Here is a 23,032-nt window from a genome sequence, read left to right as displayed (position 1 = left end):
CATTCTGGTGAGCATGTCCGTCAACATCGTGGTCGTGGACGACGACCCAGGATTCCGCCGCATCGCCAGGCTGCTGCTGGCGGCGCGCGGTCTGCACGTCGTCGCGGAGTCGGAGGACGGCGCGTCGGCTCTGGCGGCGGTGCGCGAGCACCGACCGGACGGACTGCTGCTGGACCTGCATCTTCCCGACCATGACGGCGTGACCGTCGCGCGCATGGTGCGCGAAGGGGACACCCCGCCCCGGATCGTGCTGACCTCCACCGAGCAGTCGTTCTGGTCCGCGGAGGAACTGGAGCAGGCGGGCATCGAGTCCTTCATCGCCAAGGACCGGCTGTTCGACGCCGATCTCAAGGGCATCTTCCACCCGCCGGCCTGAGGCCCGCACCGGCAGTCCTTCTGTTCTCCCGCCCTACGGCGCAGGAGACGTCGAGGCATGCGCGGGGGAGAACACGTCACTGGTCATGTCAGCCATATGACATGACCTTGAGTCCATGCCTGTGGGGCTGCGCCCCACCGCATGTCAGGGCAGGCCACATGCCCACAGTCAAGCGGTCGGTCAAACGGTCGGTCACGCGGCGGCGCTGTCGGTGATGTCGGTGTTGCCGTGGCGCCGTTATCGATGCTCACGGAAATGCGTTGCCACCACTCCGCCCTCCTGTTATCGTCGATAACGCAAGGACGAGATCGGCGATGTATCCGCTGGATCGGACACATTGCCCCACCCCACGGAGGACTGGTCACCATGACGGAGACGAACACCCGCGTCGCGCTGGTCACGGGCGGTACCGGAGGCATCGGCCGGGCCGTGGTCGACCGCCTGGCCGAGGACGGCTTCGCCCTCGCGGTGCACTACGCGGGCAACAAGGCCAAGGCCGACGAGGCGGTCAAGGCCGTCGAGGCGCGCGGCGGCAGGGCGATCGCGGTGGCCGGCGACGTGGCCGACGAGGTCGCCATGGCCGCGGCCTTCGACGCCGTCGAGGCGGAGTTCGGCGGCATCGACGTAGTGGTCAACACCGCGGGCATCATGCTCCTGTCGCCGATCGCCACGCTGAACCTGGACGACCTGGACCGCATGCACCGCACCAACATCCGCGGCACGTTCGTCGTCTCCCAGCAGGCGGCCCGGCGCCTGCGCCGCGGCGGTGCCCTGATCAACGTCTCCTCGTCGCTCACCCGGCTCCAGTTCCCCACCTACGGCGCCTACGCCGCGAGCAAGGGAGCCGTCGAGGCGATGACCCTGGTGCTCGCCCGTGAGCTGCGGGGCAAGGACATCACCGTCAACGCGGTCTCCCCCGGCCCCACCGCCACCCCCCTGTTCCTGGAGGGCAAGGACCAGGCGGCGCTCGACAACCTCTCCAAGGCCGCCCCACTGGAGCGGCTGGGCACCCCCGAGGACATCGCCGAGCCCATCGCCTTCCTGGCCGGCCCGGCCCGCTGGATCAACGGCCAGACCATCTACGCCAACGGCGGCATCGCCTGACATCCGGCGCCTCTGCTCGGCCCCCCGCCTCCATCCACCCCGCCCCGTCGGCAGTCCACCCCGCGGTCAAGGAGATTCCCATGAGCAGGATCGTCGTCATCACCGGTGCCTCCAGCGGCTTCGGCGCGCTCACCGCCCGCGCCCTCGCCGACGCCGGCAACACCGTCTACGCCGGTATGCGGGAGACCGCCGGCCGGAACGCGCCACAGGTCTTGGCCGCCGCCGACTACGCCAAGGAGCACGGGGCCGACCTGCGCTCCATCGAACTGGACGTCAACTCCGACGACTCCGTCGATTCGGCGGTCAAGCGGATCATCGGGGAGCACGGCCGTATCGACGTCGTGATCCACAACGCCGGTCACATGGTCACCGGGCCGGCCGAGGCCTTCACCCCGGAGCAGCTCGCACAGCTCTACGACATCAACGTGCTGTCCACGCAGCGGGTCAACCGGGCCGTGCTGCCCCACCTGCGCCGGGCCGGCCGGGGTCTGGTCGTCTGGGTCTCCAGCTCCAGCGTCAAGGGCGGCACCCCGCCCTGTCTCGCCCCGTACTTCGCCGCGAAGGCCGCGATGGACTCGCTCGCGGTGAGCTACGCCGGCGAGCTGGCCCGCTGGGGTGTCGAGACCTCGATCGTGGTGCCCGGCTCCTTCACCAGCGGCACCAACCACTTCGCCCACTCCGGTCACCCGGCCGACGGGGCCGTCGAGGCGGAGTACGAGACCAGGTACCCGGGACTGCTCCAGCAGGTCTCCCGGAAGCTCGCGGCGCTCGCCCCCGAGGGCGCGGAGGCCTCACTGGTCTCCGACGAGATCGCCCGCATCGTGGCCCTGCCCGACGGCGAGCGCCCCTACCGGGTCCACATCGACCCGGCGAACGACGGCTCCGAAGAGGTCTCGCAGGTCGCCGACCGGATCCGCCGTGAGTTCCTGACCCGGATCGGCCTGGACGACCTGCTGACCGCGCACCCGGCCGACGCCTGACGGCGCCTGCCCGGCAGGCGCCGGTCCGGGTGCGGAAGGTCACGGCCGTGCTCACCGTCCTCGCCGACGGCCGGTACTTCCCGACACCGGAACGCGTCGAGGAGGGCCGGCCCCACCGTCCGCATCCCGGGCCTCACACGTTCATGTGATGCGGAACGGCCGTACCGCTGGAAGGCTCAACAGCAGCAGAAGGCCGACGAGAGGTGTGCGCCATGGGATTCGTGACGGTGGGCCGGGAGAACTCCGAGTCGATCGAGCTGTATTACGAGGATCACGGCAGTGGCCGTCCGGTCGTGCTGATCCACGGGTATCCGCTCAACGGGCACTCGTGGGAGAAGCAGGAGCGGGTCCTGCTGGAGGCGGGGTACCGCGTGATCACGTACGACCGGCGGGGGTTCGGCCGGTCGAGCCAGCCGACGGTGGGCTACGACTACGACACCTTCGCGGCGGACCTGAAGGCGCTGCTGGAGCACCTGGACCTGCGGGACGTCGTCCTCGTCGGGTTCTCGATGGGGACGGGCGAGGTCACCCGGTACCTGGGCCGGTACGGCTCGGAGCGGGTGGCGAAGGCGGCACTGCTGGGCGCGATCCCGCCGTTCCTGCTGAAGACCGACGACAATCCCGAGGGTGTCGACGGGTCGGTGTTCGAGGGGATCAAGGAAGCCGTGCTGAAGGACCGGCCCGCGTACTTCAAGGACTTCCTCGACAACTTCTACAACGTCGACATGTACGCCGGGACGCGGATCAGCGACCAGGCGTGGCAGAACAGCTTCAACGTCGCGGTGTCGGCGTCGGCCTGGGCGGCGTACGCGTGCGTGGACACCTGGCTGACGGACTTCCGCGACGACCTGCCGAAGATCGACGTGCCGACGCTGCTGGTGCACGGCGACGCGGACCGCATCCTGCCGTACGAGAACACCGCCGAGCGACTGCCCGGGCTGATCAAGGACCTGACGTTCGTGACGGTCGAGGGCGGCCCGCACAACATCGCCTGGACCCACCCGGAGGAAGTCAACGCCGCCCTGCTGGAGTTCCTCGCCAAGTGACCACGCCGAGCCCCGACCGGTCCCCGTGGCCCGGACGGAACGGAGCCACCCGGCACCTGCTGACCCTCGCGGCCGGAGCGGCGAACGCCTTCGGGTTCCTCGCCCTCGACGGCGTCTTCACCAGCGTCGTCACGGCGAACTCCGCCCTCCTCGGCCTGCACCTGGGCAACGCCCACCTGGCCGCCGCCCGCCTCGTCGCCGTAGCCCTGCTCGGCTATGTCGTCGGGGCGGCGGCCGGCGGCCTGGTGGCGGCAGGCCGGGGCCGGCTCCGCGGCGCGGGCATCCGGGGCGGTCTGCTCCTGGAGGCCCTGCTGCTGTGGCTGGTGGTCTGCGGCTGGCTGGGCTGGCACACGGCACCGCACGGCGCGGCCCGCACCCTGCTGCTGTTCCTCACGGCCGTCGCCATGGGCTGCCAGAACGGCAGCGTCCGGGTCACCGCCGGCAGCGAGATCACCACCGCGTATCTGACGGGTCTGCTCACCTCCACCGTCACGGCGTTCGCCACCCGCGGACGCCTCCAGGCCCGCAGCGTCGGCATCGTGGCCACGCTGATCGCCGGGGCGGCCGTCGACGGCGCCGTCTACCGCTGGCTGCGCCCCGGAGCCCCGCTGGTGCCGGCCCTGCTCGTCACCGCGGCGCTGGCGGCGACCTGGCTGCGCGCGCCGACCCGCCCGGCCGCCGTCCCGCTGCGGCTCTGAGCCTCCCGAGCCCCGTCTCGCAGCCGCTGTCTCCGAGTCCGTCCCCCGCCTCCAAGTCCCCCGACGCACGGCCCGCTTCGACAGAGAGAGCGCACGACATGACCGCATCCGATGTTGACCCGACGCCGAACCCGCAGGACGGCGCGGTCGGCCGCTCGGCCACCGGCGGCGACGGCCCGGCCAGTGACAAGCGGCCGTCCCACCGCTCCTACCACCACCCGGCGGCCGGCTGGGGTGCCGCCAAGAGCGTCGGCCGGGTGCTGATCAAGGAACGGGCGCTGTTCGAGGGGCCGCGGGCCATCCTCAAGATGAACCACGAGAACGGCGGCTTCGACTGTCCGGGCTGCGCCTGGCCCGACGACACCAAGGGCCTCAAGCTCGACATCTGCGAGAACGGCATCAAGCACGTCACCTGGGAGATGACCGGCAAGCGGGTCGGCGCCGACTTCTTCGCCCGGCACACCGTCGCCGAGCTGTCCGAGTGGTCCGACTTCGCGCTGGAGGACCAGGGCCGGCTGACCGAGCCCCTCGTCTACGACCAGACGAGCGACCGGTACCTCCCGATCACCTGGCAGGACGCCTTCGCCCTGATCGGCCGCGAACTGCGAACCCTGGACAGCCCCGACGAGGCCGCCTTCTACACCTCGGGCCGGCTGAGCAACGAGGCGACCTTCCTCTACCAGCTGATGGCCCGCGAGTTCGGCACCAACAACCTGCCCGACTGCTCCAACATGTGCCACGAGGCCTCCGGCCGGGCCCTGACGGCGGCCCTCGGCACCGGCAAGGGAACCGCCGACCTCAAGGACTGGGAGACCGCCGACGCCCTGTTCGTCATGGGCGTCAACGCGGCCTCCAACGCCCCCCGCATGCTCACCGCGCTAGCCGAGGCCTACCGGCGGGGCGCCCAGGTCGTCCATGTGAACCCCCTCGTCGAGGCGGCGGCGACCAGCACGATCGTGCCGCACGAGTTCACGGACATGGCCCTGTTCAAGGCCACCCGCACCAGCACCCTCAACCTCCAGGTCCGCGCGGGCGGCGACATGGCCCTGCTGCGGGGCATCGCCAAGGCGGTCCTGGAGGAGAGCCGCAGCGACCCCAAGGCGCTCGACAAGGAGTTCATCGAGCGCCACACGCACGGCTTCGAGACCTACCGTGAGCTGTGCGAGGCCACCTCCTGGGAGGAACTGGAGGAGCAGTCCGGCCTCACCCGGACCGACATCCTCAAGGCCGCCGAGATCTACTCCCGCTCCGACCGCACCCTGATCAGCTGGTGCCTCGGCCTCACCCAGCACGAACACGGCGTCGACACCGTCCGCGAGATCGTCAACGTCCTGCTGCTGCGCGGCAACCTCGGCCGGGAGGGCGCCGGCCCCTCCCCGGTGCGCGGGCACAGCAACGTCCAGGGCAACCGCACCTGCGGCATCGACCACCGGCCCCGGCCCGAGTTCCTGGACCGGCTCGCGGACGTGTGCAGCATCGACCCGCCGCGCGAGCACGGCATGGACACGGTCGACACCATCGAGGCCATGAACCAGGGCCGGGTGAAGGTCTTCGTCGGCATGGGCGGCAACTTCGTGCTCGCCGCGCCGGACACCGCGTACACCTCCCAGGGGCTGCGCAACTGCGAACTCACCGTGCACGTCAGTACCAAGCTCAACCGCAGCCACCTGGTGCACGGCCGGAAGGCGCTGATCCTGCCCTGCCTCGGCCGCACCGAGAAGGACCACCAGCGGCGGGGCCTCCAGTCCGTCTCCGTGGAGGACTCGATGAGCATGGTGCACCTGTCGGTCGGCATGAAGAAGCCCGCCTCCCCGCACCTGCTGTCCGAGCCGGCCATCATCGCCGGCATGGCGCGGGCCACCCTCCCCGAGAGCAGCACGCCCTGGGAGTCGTACGTCGAGGACTACGACCGCATCCGCGACACCATGGCGAAGGTCCTGGACGGCTTCGAGGACTTCAACCGCAGGGTGCGGCTCCCGCTCGGCTTCCGCATCAAACAGCCCGCCCGGGAACTGGTCTTCCTCACCCCGTCCGGCCGCGCCGAGTTCTCCGCCGCGCCGCTGCCCGAGACGCCGCCGCGGGACGACGTCCTCGTCCTCCAGACCATGCGCAGCCACGACCAGTGGAACACCACGATCTACTCCGACAACGACCGCTACCGCGGCATCAGCAACCTGCGCACCCTCGTCCTGATGAACGGCGACGACATGCGCGCCCGTGGCATCAAGCCCGACAGCCTCGTCGACATCACCGCCACCGCCCGCGACGGCAGCACGCGGCACCTCAAGCGGTACACGGCGATCGAGTACAGCATGCCCAGGGGCTGCGCCGCCGGGTACATGCCGGAGATGAACGTCCTGGTCGCCGCGAGCGACTACAGCAAGCAGAGCAACCAGCCCCTGATGAAGAACATCAAGGTGCGGGTCGCGCCCAGTGCCGAGGACTGACCTGCCATGACGACAGCCGGCGCGCTCGCCCACCTGCCCGCACTGGCCGCCGCGGACCCCGCGCAACTGCTGCCCGCCCGGGAGCAGATGGCCTTCACCCTCGGGTTCCACATCATCCTCGTGCCGTTCGGCGTCGCCCTGACCACCCTCATGCTGATCGCGCACTGGCGGGGTCTGCGCAAGGGGGACGCCGAAGCCCTGCTGCTCGCCCGCCGCTGGTCGAAGGTGGCCGCCGTGCTGTTCGCGGTCGGGGCCATCACCGGGACCGTCCTCTCCTTCGAGCTGGGCATCCTGTGGCCCCGGCTGATGGGCGACTACGGCTCCGCCTTCGGCTTCCCCTTCGCGATCGAGGGTCTGTTCTTCTTCCTCGAAGCCATCTTCGTGGCCCTCTACATCTACGGCTGGGACCGGATGCCGCCCTGGGCGCACTTCTGGACCGGGGTGCCCGTCTCCCTGGCCGGCGTCGGCGGAACCGCCTCGGTCGTCGCCGCCAACGCCTGGATGAACCAGCCCGGCGGCATCACCGTCGAGCACGGCAAGGTGGTCGCCGTCCGGCCCGCCGAGGTGTTCTTCAACGACGCCTTCTGGCTGGAGTTCTGGCACATGCTGATCGCGGCGTACATCGTCGCCGGCTTCGTCGTGGCCGGCGTCTACGCGGTGGGCATGCTGCGCGGCCGGCGCGACCGCCACCACCGGGTCGGCTTCCTCACCGGATTCGTCACCGCGGCCTGCGCGCTGCCGGTGCAGATCATCGTCGGCGACACCATCGCCCGGCAGGTCTTCGACGACGAACCGGCGAAGTTCGCGGCCATCGAACTGCTCCCCGACACCGGCTCCCACGTCCCCGAGACCCTGGGCGGCGTACTGGTCGACGGCGAGGTGCGCTACGGCGTCAAGATCCCCGACATGGCGTCCCTGCTGGCCGGCTTCAAGCCCTCGACCACCATCAAGGGACTGGAGGCCGTCCCCGCCGGCGTCCGGCCGACCGACGCGCAGGCGAACATCGTCCACTGGGCGTTCGACATCATGGTCGGCACCTCCTTCCTCATGCTCGCCGTCGCCCTCTGGTTCGCCTGGCTGTGGTGGCGCCGCCGGCACACGCTGGCGACCGACCGCTGGTTCCTGCGGTCCGCCGCCGCGTGCGGGATCGTGGCGATCCTCTGCCTGGAGAGCGGCTGGGTGGTCACCGAGGTCGGCCGCCAGCCGTGGATCGTCGTCGGCCACCTGCTGACCCGGGACGCGGTGGCCACCCGGGGCGACCTGTGGCCCTTCTTCGGCGCCGTCCTCCTGCTCTACCTGGCCGTCGGCGCCGCCGCCCTGTGGGTGCTGCGGTCCATGACCCGGCGCTGGCGACAGCAGGGCGACGAGGCCGTGTCCGTGCCCTACGGTCCCGAACGCCCCGCCGGGACCACCACGGGAAAGGCGTCCTGACATGGCCGACCTGGTCGCGGTGTTCCTCTTCATCGGGGTGATCGCCTACTGCGTCCTCGGCGGCGCCGACTTCGGCGCCGGGTTCTGGGACCTGATCGCGGGCGGGGCCGGGCGCGGCCGGGAGCCCCGCCATCTGATCGACGACTCCCTCGCCCCCGTCTGGGAGGCGAACCACACCTGGCTGATCTACTGCCTGGTCATGCTGTGGAGCGGCTTCCCCCCGGCGTTCGCCGCGCTGACCTCGACGCTGTACCTCCCGCTGGGGATCGCCGCGCTCGGCATCGTGCTGCGCGGAGCGGGCTTCGCCTTCCGCAAGGCGTCGATCCGCACACCCGAACAGCGCGTGTACGGCGCCGCGTTCGCGTTCTCCTCCGTGCTGACGCCCTACTGCTTCGGTTCCGTCGCGGGCGCCCTGGCCTCCGGGCGCGTACCCACCCGGGGCGACGGGGACCCCGTCACCAGCTGGCTGAACCCGACCGGCGTCCTCGGCGGTGTGCTCGCCGTGCTGGCCTGCGCCTACCTGGCGGCCACCTACCTGACGGTGGCCGCCAGGCGGCACGGGGACCCGCACCTGCTGCGGTACTTCCGCGACCGTGCCCTCGCGGCGGGCGTCGTCACCGGTGCCGTCAGCATCGCGGGGATCTTCGTCCTGCGGGCGGACGCCCCCCGCCTGTTCCACCAGCTCAGCCACCGCGCGCTGCCGCTCGCCCTGCTCGCGGCGCTCTGCGGCCTGCTGGGCCTGGCCCTGCTGCGCGCCGAGCGGACCCGCGGCCTGCGCGCGACCGCGGCGGCGGCCGTCGCCCTCATCGTCAGCGGCTGGGGCGTCTCCCAGTACCCCTACCTCCTCGGCACCCACCTGCCGGTCCAGGACGCGGCGGCACCGCACGCCACCCTCACCGTCCTCGTCGGCGTCGCCTGCGCCGCGGGCATCCTCATCCTGCCGTCCCTGGTCCTGCTGTTCCGGGTCATGGGCCGGGTCGACGCCGCCGAACCGGCCCCGCATGACTAGGGCCGCCGTGTCCGGGAGATCGCGTGTGTCACTCGGCGGGCAGCAGCGCGAGCAGCTCACGCGCGTACGCGAGGGACTCCTCCACCGTGTCCACCTCGTACATGGTGTCCACCATGACGTGCTCGATGCCCGTCCGGTCGTGCACGGTGCGGATCGCCTCCGCCACCGCCCGCACGCCCGTGCCCGTGGAGACGTTGACCCGCAGTACGGTGTCGATGTCCTCCGGCTCCCGCCCGGCGGCACGCGCCCACGTGTCGAGCTGCGCCCGCTGGGCGGTCAGGCCGTCGGTGTCCACGTATTCCGGCACCACGCACAGCGGCAGCCACCCGTCCGCGCGCCGCGCGACCCGGAGCAGCGCCCGCTCGGAGAGCGCGCCCAGATACACCGGGGGACGCGGCAGCCGCGCGGGCTTGAGCGGGGCGTGGTGCCGGGGCACCGACAACAGCGCCCCGGAGTACTCGGCGGGGTCCTCGGTCCACACGGCCTGGAGCGCGTCGAGGAGTTCGTCCAGCAGGGCCCCGCGCCGGCTGAAGTCCCGCCCCGCGGCCTCGTACTCCTCCGGCGACCAGCCGATGCCGAACCCGGCCAGCAGCCGGCCGCCGCTGATCAGGTCGATGGTGGTCAGCGCCCGCGCCAGCTGCACGGGCGGATACAGGGGTGCGATGAGCACATGCGAACCGAGCAGCACGTGTTCGGTCGCGGCGGCGGCCACCCCGAGGAGCACGAAGGGGTCGGCGGCCGGGTTGAGCTCCGGCGGAATGGTGGTGCCCTGCCCGCCGTAGCCGACGCTGGGCCGCACCGCCGCCAGGTTGCGGTCGCCGACCCAGAGGCTCGCGGCACCGGCCCGCTCCACCTCCCGCGCGAATTCCGCGACCCGGGCGACCTCGAACGCCTGACGGTGGAACTGGGGGAGTGCGAATCCGATGCGCATGGCTGCCTTCGCGGAGGTGGGGTGATGGGTGCGCCCAGCCTACACACGCGTGTTGCGTCATGTGCCGGTACACACGTATGTCACCGGCCGCACACGGTGTCCGCCCATGTCAGTGCGATCTGTCGCGCGCGGGCCAAGGGTTCGACCTAGAGTGTGGCTGGTCCACGCATTCGTCCGCCGTCGACTCGGCTGGGAAGGGTATGACACGCATGACCCAAGACGTCCCCGAACCGGTGCCGCAGCTGGTTTTGTCCCCGCTGACCAGCGCGGCGATCTTCCTGGTGGTCACCGTCGACAGCGGCGGCGAGACCACGGTCCGTGAGCTGCTGTCCGACATCGGCTCACTGGAACGCGCCGTGGGGTTCCGCGCCCAGCCCGAGGGCCGGCTCAGCTGTGTCACCAGTATCGGCTCGCACGCCTGGGACCGCCTGTTCACCGGGCCGCGCCCGGCCCGGCTGCACCCCTTCCGGGAACTGCGGGGACCCGTGCACCGGGCCGTGGCCACCCCCGGCGACCTGCTCTTCCACATCCGGGCCGCGCGGCTCGACCTGTGCTTCGCGCTCGCCACGGAGATCATGAACCGGCTGCGCGGCGCGGTCACGGTCCAGGACGAGGTACAGGGCTTCAAGTACTTCGACGAACGCGACCTGCTCGGCTTCGTGGACGGCACGGAGAACCCGACGGGTGCCGCGGCGCGCGCGGCCGTCCTCGTCGGCGACGAGGACCCGTCGTTCGCGGGCGGCAGTTACGTCGTCGTACAGAAGTACCTGCACGACATGGAGGCCTGGGAGGCCCTGCCGGTCGAGGCGCAGGAACACGTGATCGGCCGGCGCAAGCTGTCCGACGTGGAACTCGCCGACGACGTCAAACCGGCCGACTCGCACGTCGCCCTCACCACCGTCATCGACCCGGACGGCACCGAACGCGAGATCCTGCGCGACAACATGCCCTTCGGCGCGGCGGGCCGCGGGGAGTTCGGCACCTACTTCATCGGCTACGCCCGCACCCCCGAGGTGACGGAGACGATGCTGGAGCGGATGTTCCTGGGCACGGAGTCGGCACCGCACGACCGGATCCTGGACTTCTCCACCGCGGTCACCGGCACCCTGTTCTTCACACCTACCGCGGACTTCCTCGAAGACCTCCCCGAGCCGCCGGCCGCCGGGGCCGTCGCCGCCGTCACACCGACCGACAGCCAGGTCCGATCCTCCGGGTCCTCCCTCGGGATCGGCAGTATGAAGCGGAGCATGTCCCGATGAACAATCTGCACCGTGAACTCGCGCCCGTCTCCGATGCCGCGTGGGCCGACCTGGAGGAGGAGGCCCGCCGCACCTTCAAGCGCCATGTCGCGGCCCGCCGTATCGTCGACGTGCCCGAACCGGGCGGCGTCGCGCTCGCCGGCGTGGGCACCGGTCACCTGGACGCCGTCGACACCCCCGCGGACGGGGTCATCGCGCACACCCGCCGCTTCCAGCCGCTGGTCGAACTGCGCGTGCCGTTCACCGTGGACCGGCGGCAGGTGGACGACGTCGCCCGGGGTGCCAAGGACGCCGACTGGCAGCCGGTGAAGGACGCGGCCCGGCGGCTGGCGTTCGCCGAGGACCGGGCCGTGTTCGAGGGCTACCCGGCGGCCGGGATCACCGGGCTGCGGGCGAGCTCCTCCAACCCGGAGCTGACGCTCCCCGCCGACGTGCGCGACTACCCGGACGCCATCAGCCAGGCGGTGACGGCCCTGCGCCTGGCCGGTGTGGACGGCGCCTACACACTGGCGCTGAGCGCCGAGGCGTACACGGCCGTCAGCGAGACGTCCGACCACGGCTACCCGGTCATCAAGCACCTCGCCCGGCTGCTCGACGGCGACATCGTCTGGGCACCCGCGATCGACGGCGCCTTCCTGCTCTCCACCCGTGGCGGCGACTTCGAACTGCGCCTCGGCCAGGACGTGTCGATCGGCTACCTGTCGCACGACGCGACGAGCGTCACCCTGTACTTCCAGGAGACCCTGACCTTCCTGGCGTACACCAGCGAGGCCGTGGTGGCCCTGTCACCGGCCCCGGCCGGCGCCTGACGCGCGAAGCGGCACCGGGTGGACGTGGCCACCCGGTGCCGCGCTGTTTCCGGCGGGAGCGGGGAGCCCGCTCAGCAGCGGAGCTCAGGTGCCGTCCGGCCTCCCGGGCCGGTCCAGGTCGACCCGGTGCAGCAGGGCGAGCAGCACGAGGGTGACCGCCGCACTGGCCCCCGCGGCCAGCACGTGCCCGCCCGCGTACGCCAGGCGCGGCACCGCCGGGTCGCCGGGCGGCAAGCGGAACATCGAGTCCACCAGCAGCACCGTGCCGCAGCCGAGCCCGGCCAGCGCCACACCGCACAGCGGGGCGATCACGAACAGCGCGCGCAACGGACGAGCGTGGTCCGCGACGGGACGCACCCGCCCGCTGCGCGCCAGGAGCGCGGTGAGCGAGCCGGCGACGGCCAGTACGAGCAGGTCGGCCCCGATGGTGTCACTGGGCCGGTGCCAGCCCGCCGCCACCGTGTAGGCGCCGACGAAGGTGGCCCACAGTGCGCAGACGCCGACGGCGACGCCCCGCCACCGGTAGGGAACCACCAGGGTGAGCCCGAACAGCACGCTCATCGCGATGGTGGTGTGTCCGCTCGGGAAGCTGTTGCCCAGCAGCCGCTCCGGGGCGTTCACGAGATCCGGACGGGGCAGCACGTACCGCTTGAGCACCTCGGCGAGCAGCAGGGAGACGCCTACCGTACCGACGGCGACCACCGTCAGGGCGGAGCGGCGCCGCGCCAGCCCGATCAGGAGCAGCACCGCCACCGCCGCGCCGAGCGAGGACAGGGTGATGTGGTCCAGCATGCCGTTCGCGGCCCGGGCGGCGGCCAGGGTCTCGTCCTCGCGCCGCCCCGCCAGCACCGCGTTCTCTCAGCGCTGTCCGGTCGCCGTCCGCACGAACGCGCCGTAGACACCGGCCAGCAGCAGCGCCGCGCCCGCGGCGGCGGCCTCCAGCCGTCCGCGCACGCGCTTACCGAAGGGCTTCTCGTCTTTCCCATGAGGGCACACACACCGATGCTAGGTCGGCGTCCTCATACCTTCCTCACCTGAACATGTGAGATGCCGCGATCTCTCCACGCCGTCCACCGGGCCGGACATCATGCGTCTCACGCATGAGGAATGTGCACGGCGTGCTAGGTTCGGCCCTATGAGTATGGGCCTGGCCGAGCGAGTGCGGTCCGCGGTGGCCGCGTTGCTGCACGCGACCGGCGAGTCGCAGACCGCCCTCGCCGCCGCGCTCGGGGTGAGCCAGGCCCAGGTGAGCCGCCGTCAGTCCGGCAGCGCGGCCTGGAGCCTCGCCGACTGCGACGCGGTCGCCGCACACTACGGCGTGGACGTCCTCGACCTCCTCGCCGGCCCCACCCGCGCCGTCGAGGCGCTGCCCGCGGCACGCCGGCGCCTCCCCGGCGGCCACACCACCACCGCCCGCCCCGCGGCCGTACCGGACGGGGGAACCCGATGACGGACTTCGACGCGATCGACGCCCTCCTCGCCGGCGCCAGGCAGGAGGTCCCGCTGCCGCCCGCCGGGGAACGGCGTGCCCTGCGCGAGGGACTGAACCTCTCCCGCACCCAGCTCGCGCGGGCCCTGGAGGTCAGCCCGTCCACGGTCGGGGGGTGGGAGTCCGGACGCGACCCGAGCGGCGAAGTCCGGGAGAAGTACGCGTACTTCCTCAAGGGAGCGCGGACGAAACTGGCCGCGGCGGCCCCGGCCGAGCAGCCGGAGGAGACCGCACCGGCGGAAGCCGGGACCGAGCGGCCGGAGGAGACCGCACCGGCGGAGGCCGGGACCGAGCGGCCGGAGGAGACCGCACCGGCGGAGGCCGGGACCGAGCAGCCCTCCGCCCACGGCAGCGGCGACGACGGCGATGAAGACGTGGTGGCCCTGTCCACGCCCCAGCCCTGCGTCCTGTGCGGACAGCCCGCCCGCCACCAGGTGGCCGGATTCCCCCAGCACCTGGACCCCTCGCACTGCGGCACACCCGAGCGCACGCGTACGCTCCACCAGGCGCCGCCGACCGAGCCCTCGCTCCCGCCCGCCTCCGCACACCCCCGCCCGCGGACGGGCGGGGGTGTCAAGGTCGTCCCCGCCGGCCGCAGGCTCAAGACCGCCGACGACCCCGACCTGATCGCCGCCGCCGTGTCGGCCGCCCTCGACCAGCACGGCGGTGACGTCGAGGCGGCGACCGCCGCGCTGGTCAGGCGGGCCATCCCGGACGCCATGGCATTGCTGGACCAGACCCGCAAGGGCGGCCGGTACGACATCGTCGCGCACCCCTGGCTGCCCGACGTCCTGCGCAAGCAGACCTCCCGCGGCCCGGACCAGATCTGGGAGGCCCGCCCCAAGTGGACGCGCGCCGAACTGCCGCCCGGCGAGTTCGAGGTCACGGCACTCGACGTCAACGGCGCCTACCTGTCCGCGCTCAAGACGCACCTGCCGCTCGGCCAGCTGGAACACTCCACCGGCGACCGGCACGACCGCCGCCGCGCGGGCGTGCACCTGATCACCCCGCCCGCCTGGGAGCACGACGCCTACCTGCCCAACCCCATCGGCAGCCGCGACGAGCCGGGCCCGCTCTGGGTGACCGAGCCGACGCTGCGCCTGCTGCTGCGCCTGTCGGGACCGAAGTACGGCCTGTGCGACCCCCCGGAGATCCACGAGTCCTGGACCTCCGGCGCCACCGAGGGCCTGCTGGAGAAGTTCCGCGTGGCCCTGAAGGACGCCCGGGACCGCGCGATCGCCGAGAACGACGACGTGACGCTGGAGTACGTCAAGGCCATGTACTCCAAGTTCGTCTCCACGATGGGGGAGTCGAACTACAACCGGGAGCTGTACCGCACCGACTGGATGCACCTGATCCGCTCCCAGGCCTTCGCGAACCTGTGGTGGAAGGCGCACCGCGCCTACGACGAGGGGCTGATGGTCGTCCGCGCGATGGGCACCGACGAACTCCACGTGATCGGCGAGTGGCGCGCGGTGTTCCCCGAGGGGCGCGGGGTCAGCGAGGTGAAGGTGAAGGACGTGTACACCGTCGGCACCCCGGTGGCGGCCGGCCAGGACGTGTAGCGTGACGCGTACGTGAGGTCGTATCGGGTCGAGGGGCGGCAGGAGACGGGGAGATGCCGGAGAGGACGCTCAACTTCGGCGCGTACGGGGCGCGTGGCATCAAGGGGTACGAGGCCGTCGCCCGGCAGCTGGACGCGCTGGCCGGGTTCGTCGCCACCCCGGTCACGGCCCGGCGCGGCCTGCTCGCCCGCCTGCGGTACCTCACCCGCAGCGACCAGTCCCGCCAGGCGGCCCGCGCGGCCGGCCTGACCGTCACCGACCGCACGCTCCGGGCCTGGCTGCGGGGCGAACGCAACCCGTCGCGGAGGAACCTGGAGCGGATCGAGACGGCGTACCGCGCGGTCCGCCGCCAGAACGTCTCCCGCTACCTGCTGGCGCGCCTCAACCGCGAGGGCCGTGGCACCCGCGTGGAGTTCCACCCGCTCAACCAGTCCCAGGTCCTCCGCCCCCGTCAGCGGGTGGTCGCCTACCGCACGCTCAACGTCCGCCGCTGGGACCGCATCGTCGAGGCCTGGGCGGCGGGCGACGCGCAGGCGCTGGACGACGCCTGGATCTACGACGCGGTGGTGGACCTCGGATCCGAGTGGGGCCAGTACGAGTACGTCACCAACATCGGCTTCGCGGCCTGAGCCCTCCAGCGAGGTCTTCGGCTCGGAGAGGTCATCACCACGCCAATGCCAGGTCAACAGGCGTACCCGTGCGGCAAAGATCGAGTATGTGCCAGAACCGTTCCCCGCGGGTGCGCCTCATACCTCTCAGAGATACCCAAATGGGGCATCCGGAAAGGGTTTGACCATGCTCTTCGGTAAGCGCACCCGCCGCACCCGCCTCTTCGTCGCACCCGCCGCGCTCTCCGCCGTGACCCTGATAGGCATCGCCGCGGGACCCTCGCAGGCCGCGACCCGGCCCGGCTGGGCGGACACCTCCTCGCTGTCCGTCCGCGTCCACGCGCTGGACTCGGGCGCCGGCCAGCGCTACGCGACGGTGATCCTCACCAACAAGACCCACAAGACCGTCCGGACCCAGGGCTATGTGGGCCTGCAACTGCTCGACCCCCACGGCAAGGACGTTCCCACGCACGTCGTGCGCGACCGCGGCCGGGCCGAGCCGATCACCCTCAAGCCGGGCCAGAGCGCCTACACCCGGCTGCACTGGGGGGCCGTGGCGGGCGCCGGCGAGCCGACGAAGGCGGAGAAGGACCCGACGCGGCTGGAGGTCACCCCGCCCGACTCCCGCCACCACCTGAACACCGCCTGGAAGCTGGGCGAGGTCCTCCAGAAGGGCCGCATCGACATCACCCCGCTCGCCAAGGGCACCGGCCCGAGGTTCTGACCGGCATACCGTCATCCGCGACGGGGGCGACCGCGAGACACGTGTGTCGTTCGAGGCATCTCCTCACCCAGACACATATGCGGGGTTCGTACTGGTGGGCATGAACGCCACGGCCGTTTCCGGCTCCTCCGGTTCCTCCGGCTCCTCCGTTCCGTCCTCGTCCGCGGTCTCCCCCTCGGACTGGCCGCGTTGCTCGGGGAGCGGGCGCGTCAGGAGCTGTGGGGTACGGATGCCCGGGCGGTCGTCGCCGGCCGACTGCCCGCCGCGGGCACGGGGCGGGCGGCCGAGGGAGGGCCGGTGGTGGCCGACCTCGGGCGTCCACCACAGTGAGTGGGCGATGGTGGCGGTGGCGACCGGTGACGACGCGGACCTCGCCCTGGCCGTGGTTCCGACGGCGGCCGGATCCGTCGACGACACGTGGGACGTGACGGGTCTGCGGGCCACCGGCAGTGACACGCTCGTGCTCGACGAGGTGTCCGTGCCGGACCACCGGCTGCTGTCGCTGACCCGCATGACGACCGGCGGCTACGCGGACGACCACCCGGAGGTATCCACATGGACGCGGCCCTGGCGGCTCGGTGCCTGCGTCAGGCCGTCCGGCACCTCCTCACGGCACTCGGCAGCGCGGGTTTCTCGACGGGCTGCCCGGTGCAGCGCGTCTGGCGGGACATGGAGGTCGCGCTGTCCCACGCGAACATCGTCCCGGACCCGAACCGGGAGGCCTGCGGACGGGCGCTGCTCGACCTCGCGGACGGAGCGGCGGGCTGACGGCCCGCGCCGCCACCCGCGTACGGCTCCGGGTGTCCCGGAGGAAGGCCCTCGCCTGTCACCTCATGCCCACGTGTGCACCGGATAGACTGCCCCGACCGGTCGTCGTGGGGGTGCGTGGTGCTGGAGGCCCTTGGTCTGGACGAGCGTGCCGAGACCGCCTATCTCGCTCTCGTCGACAACCGGTCGCTCACCGTGACGGAACTGGCGGCGCTGACCCGCGCGGACCGGCACGATCTGGAGGGCGCGCTCGCCCGGCTGGAGAGCGGGGGGCTGATCGCCCGGGTCCCCGGCCGTCCGCCGCGGTACACGGCACTGCCGCCGGAGCACGCGGTGGAGGTGCTGCTGCTCGCCAGGGAACGTGACATCCAGCGGGTCAGGGCCCTCGCGCAGCGCCTGGGCGAACGCCATCACCGGGCCAGGGGCGGACAGGACTCCGCGTCGCTGATCGAGGTGATCACGGGAGTGGACGGCGTGGCGCGCTGCGGTGAGCAGTTGTTCCGCCGGGCCGAGCGGGAGATCCGCGGTATCGACGCGCCGCCCTACGCGGTGCCGGGGGACGGCGGCCGGGTCAACTCGGTCGTCAACATCACCGGCGGGCAGATCAGCAGTCGTTTCATCCACGGCCGGGACGCCCTCGACCTGCCCGGCGTGGTGAGCCGGATCGAGCGGGACGTCGCGGCCGGCGAGACGGTACGGGTGGTGCCCCGGGCGCCGATGAAGCTGTTGCTCGCCGACGACCAGGCGGGGCTCATCCCGCTGGTGTCGACCCCCCGGGTGCTGGACACGTGCATCCTGGTGCACCCCTCGTCCCTGCTCGACGCGCTGAGCGTCCTCTTCGAGACGCTGTGGGAGCAGGCGCAGCCCTTCGTACCGGACCGTGCGGGCTCCGACGACGCGGGTGACTTCGTCAGCGAGGAGGAGCGGCGCATCGTGTCCCTGCTGGGCCTCGGGCTGCCCGACGAGGCGATCGCCCGTCATCTCGGCATCGGACACCGCACGGTGCAGCGGCGGGTGCAGGCGCTCCTGGTGCGGCTCGGTGCCACCAGCCGGTTCCAGGCCGGCGTGCTGGCGGCTCGGCGGGGCTGGTGGAGGCCCGACGAGGAGCCGGGTCCGTCGGTGCCGGTGCCGGTGCCTGAGCCCGTTGCGGAGGCCATGCCCGTGCCGGCCCCCGAGCCGGTGCCCGAGGTGTGACCGTGGGGCCGGCCGGGTGCCGGCCGGCCCCACGGTGTCCGTCGTGCCGGTTACCGCCTGGTGAGGGCGAGGCCGGCGGTGACGGTGGCCGTGCCGTGCGGGTGTACGGTGCGCCGCCCGGTCCGGTGGCCCTCGGCGTCCGCGGTGACGCCGATCGTGGCGGGCGCGTCCATGAGCCACACCTCGTAGCGGCCGTCCACGGCGGTGCGCAGGGTGTGCGTCGCGCCCCGGGCGGTGACCTTCACCCTCGCCCCGGCCAGGGGTGCGGCGGACGGGCCGGCCCCCGTCACGGTGCCGGTGAGGTGGACCGCGCCCCGCGGCGGTACCACCGCCATGGTGACCGGTACGGTCACGGCGCCGTACGGACCGTCGCTGTCGATGATCAACCGGGCCCGGTGGACACCCGCGTCGGCGGGCCCCATCGCGCGGGCGTCGGCGGTCACCGTCAGCCGGACCGTCCGGCCGGGGGCGACGGTCGTCGTCCCGGCCTTCTCGTCGAGCCACGGCACGTCGGCGTGCGGCGTGCTCCAGCCCGGCAGCACCTGGGCGCCGGACTGGACGACGCCGCCCGTGCCCTGTCCGCCCAGCACGTACCAGCCCGGCGCGGACGCCGCCGCGTACAGCGGTTGCGGCAGGTTGGGCAGCGCGGTCCAGGTGTCGGCGACGGGGTCATAGGCGTACGCCTCGTTGGTGAGGGCGCCGGCCCCGGTGAGGATGCCGCCCGCCGTCAGCAGGCGGCCCCCGGCGCTGGTGCCGGCCGCGCCCCAGGTGTCGACGGGCGGGTCGGCGATGGGCGTCCAGTGGCCGGCGGCGGCGTCCAGGGCGTATCCGACGGCGGTCGCCCGCGGAGTGCCGCCGTCGCTCTGGGAGACGCCGCCCGCGCAGTACACGGTCGCGTCGACGGTGCCGCAGGTCTGCCACGAGGTCGGCGTGGGGTAGGCCGGACCGGACGACCAGGTGTCGGTGGCCGGGTCGTAGACCTGGACGTCACCGGTGCCGCAGCTGAACTGCGCGCAGCCGCCGATGACGTACAGCTTGTCCCCCACGACCGCCGCCGCGGAAGCGGCGTAGGCGACGGGCTCGTCGGCGATCGCCGACCAGGAGTCGGTCGCCGGGTCGTACACCTCGCCGCCTGCGACGGGCTGTCCGGCGGCGTTCTTGCCGCCGGTCACGTACAGCTTGCCCCGGATGAAGCCGGCCGCCGGCTCGTACCGCTTGGTCGCGGCCGGGGCCAGGGTCTTCCAGGCGCCGGTGGCCGGGTCGTAGGAGCGCAGGGCGTTGCTCCACCGGCCGTCGGGGGTCGCGCCGAGTCCGGTGTAGACGACGCCGCGGTAGGTGGCGGCGATGCCGCCCGCGGCGCCTTGGGGAAGGTCCGTGACCGGCTGCCATGCCGGGTCGGCGGTGGCGGTGGCGGTGGCGGCGGTGCTCGCGGTGGTCCTGGGCGTGTCCAGCGGGCCGGCCCCGGTGGCCGCGCGCCTGCGCGGGGCGCCCTCGGCCGTCGCCGAGGTGCCGTCCTTGACGTTCTGCTCGCCGAGGGTGACCGTGGCCGGGGCGCTGCCGGTGTCGCGCAGTCGGACGGTGACGTCGCTCCTGGTGCCCCAGGGCACGGTGACGCCGATGGCGGAGGGCTTGACCTCCAGCTTCGCCGGACTCAGCCGGAAGTCGGCGGTCGTCACGGCGTCCGCCCGGACCTTCACCGCGCGGGTCTGCGCCGGATAGCCGAACCCGGCCAGGTCCGCGGTGAACTCCTGCCGGCCGGTGCCGGAGGAGAAGGCCCAGTACAGGCCGTCGTCCACGGCCGGGTCGTCCGGGGAGGCGATGCTCCGGCCGCTGTCGGCGGGGGTGCGGCGGGCGGCGACCGTCGCGCCGAGGACGCCGGCACCCGTGTGGGCGTCCCGGACGTGACCGGTCAGCAGGCCGCCGGGCACGGTGTCCAGGGTGCGGGTGCCGAGGGCCACGTTGTCGACCTGCCAGAAGCCGGTCAGGGAGCCGGTGTAGTGGAACCGGACGCGTACGGACTTCTCGCCCGCGTACTTCGTGAGCGCCACCTTCTCGTGCGCGGGGCCGTTCACGACGTCCGTGTGGTGCCAGACGTTCTCCCAGGTGGTCCCGGAGTCGGTGCTCACGTCGACGTCGGCGGTCGGGTCGTTGAAGCGGTAGCTGCCGGGCAGCGCCGTGTCGAACTCCAGGGCCGGGTGGGTGAGGGCCGAGAAGTCGTAGGCGGGACTGATGAGTTCGGTGTCGACGGGGGCCCAGCCGAGGGCGTAGTCGTCGGTCTGGGCGAAGCGGCCCTCGCCGCCGGTCTGGTTGCCGCGGGTGAGCGGGTCGCCGAAGTCCCAGCCGCCGGCGTCGGTGTGGTCGACCACGCTCCAGCCGTCGGGGGCGGTGGCCTTGTCGAAGGGCTGGAGGCCGCCGCCGTGGTAGGAGACCGCGTAACCGGGCGGGAGGACACCGGTGCCGGTGAGCGGCAGTTCCAGGTTCGCGGTACTCCCGGCCGACCTCAGGTCGGCCACGACGGTGGCGGGCCGGTAGCCGGGGTACAGGCCGGTGGCCCGCAGGGTGTACTTCGCCCCGCGGGGCAACCGGATCGCGTAGTGGCCGGTCGCCGGGTCGGTGAACGCGGTTCCGGGCACTCCGTCGACGGTCAGCCGGGCGTACACACCCCAGCCGTGTCCGCCGCCGTCGCGGACGCTGCCGGAGAGGGTCACGGTGGGTATGGCGTCCAGTACCGCGTCGCCGCGGACCTGGGCGCCGTCGGCCACCTCGATCTCCCCGAGGTCCTTCTCGGCGTAGCCGAAGGTGCTCACGGTCAGCCGGTACGTGCCGGGCGGGACGACCAGTGACCAGGTGCCGTCGGCGCCGGACAGGGTGTGGTAGTCCCCCAGGCGTACGGTGGCACCGGGGATCGCCCTGCCTCCGGCGCGGTCGGTGACCGTGCCGGCGACGGTGCCGTGCGCCCCGGGCCGGAAGGCGGCCAGGCCGTCGGGTGTGCCGAGGCCGGTCGGCCCGTCGTAACCGGGGCCGGCGGTGCAGCTCATCGCCGGTTCGCAGTGCGGGGTCGGGCCGTAGCCGCACAGTCCGGAGTCGCCGCAGCTCGCGTCGTCGCCCTCGGTGACGTCGTGCAGGGCGCCCGGGGTGAGGTAGGGGTAGGAGGCGGGATAGGTGCCTTCGGCCGGGGTGCCGGCCAGTGCGTAGACGCCCGCGATGATGGGAGCGGAGGCGCTGGTGCCGCCGTACACGTTCCAGCCGGCGTCGGAGAAGCTGTTGTAGACGGCCACGCCGGTCGTGGGGTCGGCGACCGCGCTGACGTCCGCGACCGAACGGCCCGCGCAGCCGGTGTCCGGCTGGAACGACGGCTTGGGCTCGACCGCCGAGCAGCCCGACCCGGTGGCACCCCAGGACGGCTGGCCCGAGGGGGAGGTGACGACGGTGTTCCAGACCTTCTCCGACCAGCCGCGGGCGGTACCCGTGTCCCGGGTCAGCGAGGTGCCGCCGACCGAGGTCACGAACGGGGAGGAGGCGGGGTAGCTGACGCCGTAGCCGTTGTCACCGGAGCTGAAGAGCAGGGCGGTGCCGGGGTGGTCGAAGTACGCGGCGTCCAGGGCGGGCAGGCTCGCGTCCTCGTGGTAGGCGCCGTAGGAGTTGGACACGTAACGGGCGCCGAGCGCGACCGCCGTGTTGACCGCGGCGCCCAGGTCGTCCGTCGAGGTGCTGTCGGCCTCCACGAGGAGGATGTGCGCCTTGGGCGCCACCGCGGACACCATGTCCAGGTCGAGGGAGATCTCCCCCGCCCAGCCGTCGTCGGACACGGGGTAGTCCGCCCCGCCGCGCTGGTCGGTCTTGCGGAAGCAGCCGTTGTCCGTGGTGCAGGCCGGCAGGCCGTACTGCGCACGGTACGTGGCGAGGTCCTGCTCGGCGCGGGGGTTGTCGTACGCGTCGACGATCGCGATCGTCGCGCCGGCGCCGCCGTCGGCGGGCAGGGAGTAGGCCGAGCGGAGGTCCGCGGGGCCGTAGCCCTCGGGTGTGACCGTGCCGTCGGCGCGCACACGTGTTTTCGGGGCGTCGGTACGGCGGACGGCGAAGCAGCCGAAGTGTCCCGGACGGGGGGTGCCGCACAGGGACTCGGTGCCGGGGGTGCCGGGGGTGCCGGGAGTGGCGGACGAAGAGGACGTCGCCGAGGTCGGGGCGGGGGCGGCCGATGCCGCCGCCGCGGCGGGCAGTTGGGCCGTGAGCGCGGTCAGCAGCACGGCCGTGACCGCGCCCAGGGCGGGTCTCGCGCGGCCTCGGCCGAGGCGCGGGACGGGGAGTCTTCGCACGGAACAGCTCCGATGGAGGAGGGCGGGCTGGGGGAGCGAAACCGGTCTGGTCCGGTTGTCCATCAAGGGGGTTGACCAGTGAGAAGAAAGATCACCCCGGAGACCGGACCCGTCAATGCGCTGCCTCTGGCGTCTTGCCGCCGTGACGTATTCACGCCCCCGTTACTCGCTCCCGCCCGCCCGGTGGCGCGACACCGAGCGGGACCGGACACACATGTCGAGTGGGACACGAAGACATGTGTGCCGCTGCCTTCGTCACCGCCGCGGGACCGCGGGCC

20 protein-coding genes are annotated in these 23,032 nt (G+C 72.6%); 16 read left to right on the top strand and 4 right to left on the bottom strand.

Annotation, left to right across the window (positions count from 1 at the left end):
- Positions 1–13 precede the first annotated feature (13 nt).
- From IE273_RS26335 to IE273_RS26300, 8 genes are all read left to right on the top strand, one after another.
- Positions 14–376: a response regulator gene (locus IE273_RS26335; RefSeq protein ID WP_189817641.1), complete on the top strand. Its 363-nt coding sequence runs from the start codon at positions 14–16 to the stop codon at positions 374–376.
- Positions 377–742: 366 nt separating this feature from the next.
- A complete protein-coding gene (locus IE273_RS26330; RefSeq protein WP_189817640.1) occupies positions 743–1,480 on the top strand; it encodes an SDR family oxidoreductase in 738 nt (245 codons plus the stop codon).
- Between the two features lie 80 nt (positions 1,481–1,560).
- Positions 1,561–2,460 carry an SDR family NAD(P)-dependent oxidoreductase gene (locus IE273_RS26325; RefSeq protein ID WP_189817639.1) on the top strand — a complete coding sequence of 300 codons (900 nt, stop codon included), beginning with the start codon at positions 1,561–1,563 and terminating at the stop codon, positions 2,458–2,460.
- Positions 2,461–2,672: 212 nt separating this feature from the next.
- The gene (locus tag IE273_RS26320; RefSeq protein ID WP_189817638.1) at positions 2,673–3,506 is read left to right on the top strand and encodes an alpha/beta fold hydrolase; all 834 of its coding nucleotides are present in this window, start codon (positions 2,673–2,675) and stop codon (positions 3,504–3,506) included.
- On the top strand, positions 3,503–4,204 hold the full coding sequence (locus tag IE273_RS26315; RefSeq protein WP_189817637.1) for a YoaK family protein: 702 nt from the start codon (positions 3,503–3,505) through the stop codon (positions 4,202–4,204). Before IE273_RS26320 ends, IE273_RS26315 begins: the two co-directional genes overlap by 4 nt.
- Before the next feature lie 98 nt (positions 4,205–4,302).
- Positions 4,303–6,651 carry an FdhF/YdeP family oxidoreductase gene (locus tag IE273_RS26310; protein ID WP_189817636.1) on the top strand — a complete coding sequence of 783 codons (2,349 nt, stop codon included), beginning with the start codon at positions 4,303–4,305 and terminating at the stop codon, positions 6,649–6,651.
- Positions 6,652–6,657: 6 nt separating this feature from the next.
- Positions 6,658–8,082 (top strand): cytochrome ubiquinol oxidase subunit I, encoded by a 1,425-nt coding sequence (locus IE273_RS26305; RefSeq protein ID WP_189817635.1) that lies wholly within the window; start codon positions 6,658–6,660, stop codon positions 8,080–8,082.
- Position 8,083: 1 nt separating this feature from the next.
- Positions 8,084–9,091 carry a cytochrome d ubiquinol oxidase subunit II gene (locus tag IE273_RS26300; protein ID WP_189817634.1) on the top strand — a complete coding sequence of 336 codons (1,008 nt, stop codon included), beginning with the start codon at positions 8,084–8,086 and terminating at the stop codon, positions 9,089–9,091.
- Between the two features lie 28 nt (positions 9,092–9,119).
- Here the strand turns inward: IE273_RS26300 and IE273_RS26295 are convergent, their stop codons facing one another.
- Positions 9,120–10,022 carry a TIGR03619 family F420-dependent LLM class oxidoreductase gene (locus IE273_RS26295; protein WP_189817633.1) on the bottom strand — a complete coding sequence of 301 codons (903 nt, stop codon included), beginning with the start codon at positions 10,020–10,022 and terminating at the stop codon, positions 9,120–9,122.
- Positions 10,023–10,231: 209 nt separating this feature from the next.
- Between IE273_RS26295 and IE273_RS26290 the strand changes: the two genes are divergently transcribed.
- Together IE273_RS26290 and IE273_RS26285 are read left to right on the top strand one after the other, a co-directional pair.
- Entirely contained in the window at positions 10,232–11,281 is a 1,050-nt protein-coding gene (locus IE273_RS26290) for a Dyp-type peroxidase (RefSeq protein WP_189817632.1), read from the top strand.
- Positions 11,278–12,090 (top strand): family 1 encapsulin nanocompartment shell protein, encoded by an 813-nt coding sequence (locus IE273_RS26285; protein WP_189817631.1) that lies wholly within the window; start codon positions 11,278–11,280, stop codon positions 12,088–12,090. The genes IE273_RS26290 and IE273_RS26285 overlap by 4 nt, the downstream gene beginning before the upstream one ends.
- Before the next feature lie 84 nt (positions 12,091–12,174).
- Here IE273_RS26285 and IE273_RS26280 read toward each other — a convergent pair whose 3' ends face one another.
- Positions 12,175–12,939, bottom strand: a complete 765-nt coding sequence (locus tag IE273_RS26280) for a phosphatase PAP2 family protein (protein ID WP_229887557.1) — start codon at positions 12,937–12,939, stop codon at positions 12,175–12,177.
- 286 nt (positions 12,940–13,225) lie between these two features.
- Between IE273_RS26280 and IE273_RS26275 the strand changes: the two genes are divergently transcribed.
- The 4 genes from IE273_RS26275 to IE273_RS26260 all read left to right on the top strand — a co-directional run bounded on the left by IE273_RS26275 (position 13,226) and on the right by IE273_RS26260 (position 16,476).
- Positions 13,226–13,540 carry a helix-turn-helix domain-containing protein gene (locus tag IE273_RS26275; RefSeq protein WP_189817630.1) on the top strand — a complete coding sequence of 105 codons (315 nt, stop codon included), beginning with the start codon at positions 13,226–13,228 and terminating at the stop codon, positions 13,538–13,540.
- Complete coding sequence (locus IE273_RS26270) at positions 13,537–15,144, top strand: helix-turn-helix domain-containing protein (protein WP_189817629.1); 1,608 nt, start codon at positions 13,537–13,539, stop codon at positions 15,142–15,144. Before IE273_RS26275 ends, IE273_RS26270 begins: the two co-directional genes overlap by 4 nt.
- Positions 15,145–15,197: 53 nt before the next feature.
- A complete protein-coding gene (locus tag IE273_RS26265) occupies positions 15,198–15,773 on the top strand; it encodes a helix-turn-helix domain-containing protein (RefSeq protein WP_189817628.1) in 576 nt (191 codons plus the stop codon).
- Positions 15,774–15,939: 166 nt separating this feature from the next.
- The gene (locus IE273_RS26260) at positions 15,940–16,476 is read left to right on the top strand and encodes a DUF4232 domain-containing protein (RefSeq protein WP_189817627.1); all 537 of its coding nucleotides are present in this window, start codon (positions 15,940–15,942) and stop codon (positions 16,474–16,476) included.
- A gap of 63 nt (positions 16,477–16,539) precedes the next feature.
- Here the strand turns inward: IE273_RS26260 and IE273_RS26255 are convergent, their stop codons facing one another.
- The gene (locus IE273_RS26255; protein WP_189817626.1) at positions 16,540–16,989 is read right to left on the bottom strand and encodes a hypothetical protein; all 450 of its coding nucleotides are present in this window, start codon (positions 16,987–16,989) and stop codon (positions 16,540–16,542) included.
- A 42-nt stretch (positions 16,990–17,031) separates the two neighbouring features.
- Between IE273_RS26255 and IE273_RS26250 the strand changes: the two genes are divergently transcribed.
- Together IE273_RS26250 and IE273_RS26245 are read left to right on the top strand one after the other, a co-directional pair.
- Entirely contained in the window at positions 17,032–17,244 is a 213-nt protein-coding gene (locus tag IE273_RS26250; protein ID WP_189817625.1) for a hypothetical protein, read from the top strand.
- 120 nt (positions 17,245–17,364) lie between these two features.
- A complete protein-coding gene (locus IE273_RS26245) occupies positions 17,365–18,438 on the top strand; it encodes a helix-turn-helix transcriptional regulator (protein ID WP_189817624.1) in 1,074 nt (357 codons plus the stop codon).
- Between the two features lie 50 nt (positions 18,439–18,488).
- Here IE273_RS26245 and IE273_RS26240 read toward each other — a convergent pair whose 3' ends face one another.
- Complete coding sequence (locus IE273_RS26240; RefSeq protein WP_189817623.1) at positions 18,489–22,754, bottom strand: carboxypeptidase regulatory-like domain-containing protein; 4,266 nt, start codon at positions 22,752–22,754, stop codon at positions 18,489–18,491.
- Positions 22,755–23,032: the final 278 nt, after the last annotated feature.

The organism is Streptomyces olivaceoviridis (assembly GCF_014650115.1).
Classification (GTDB): Bacteria; Actinomycetota; Actinomycetes; order Streptomycetales; family Streptomycetaceae; genus Streptomyces; species Streptomyces olivaceoviridis.
This window is presented reverse-complemented; position numbering and strand designations above follow the sequence as displayed.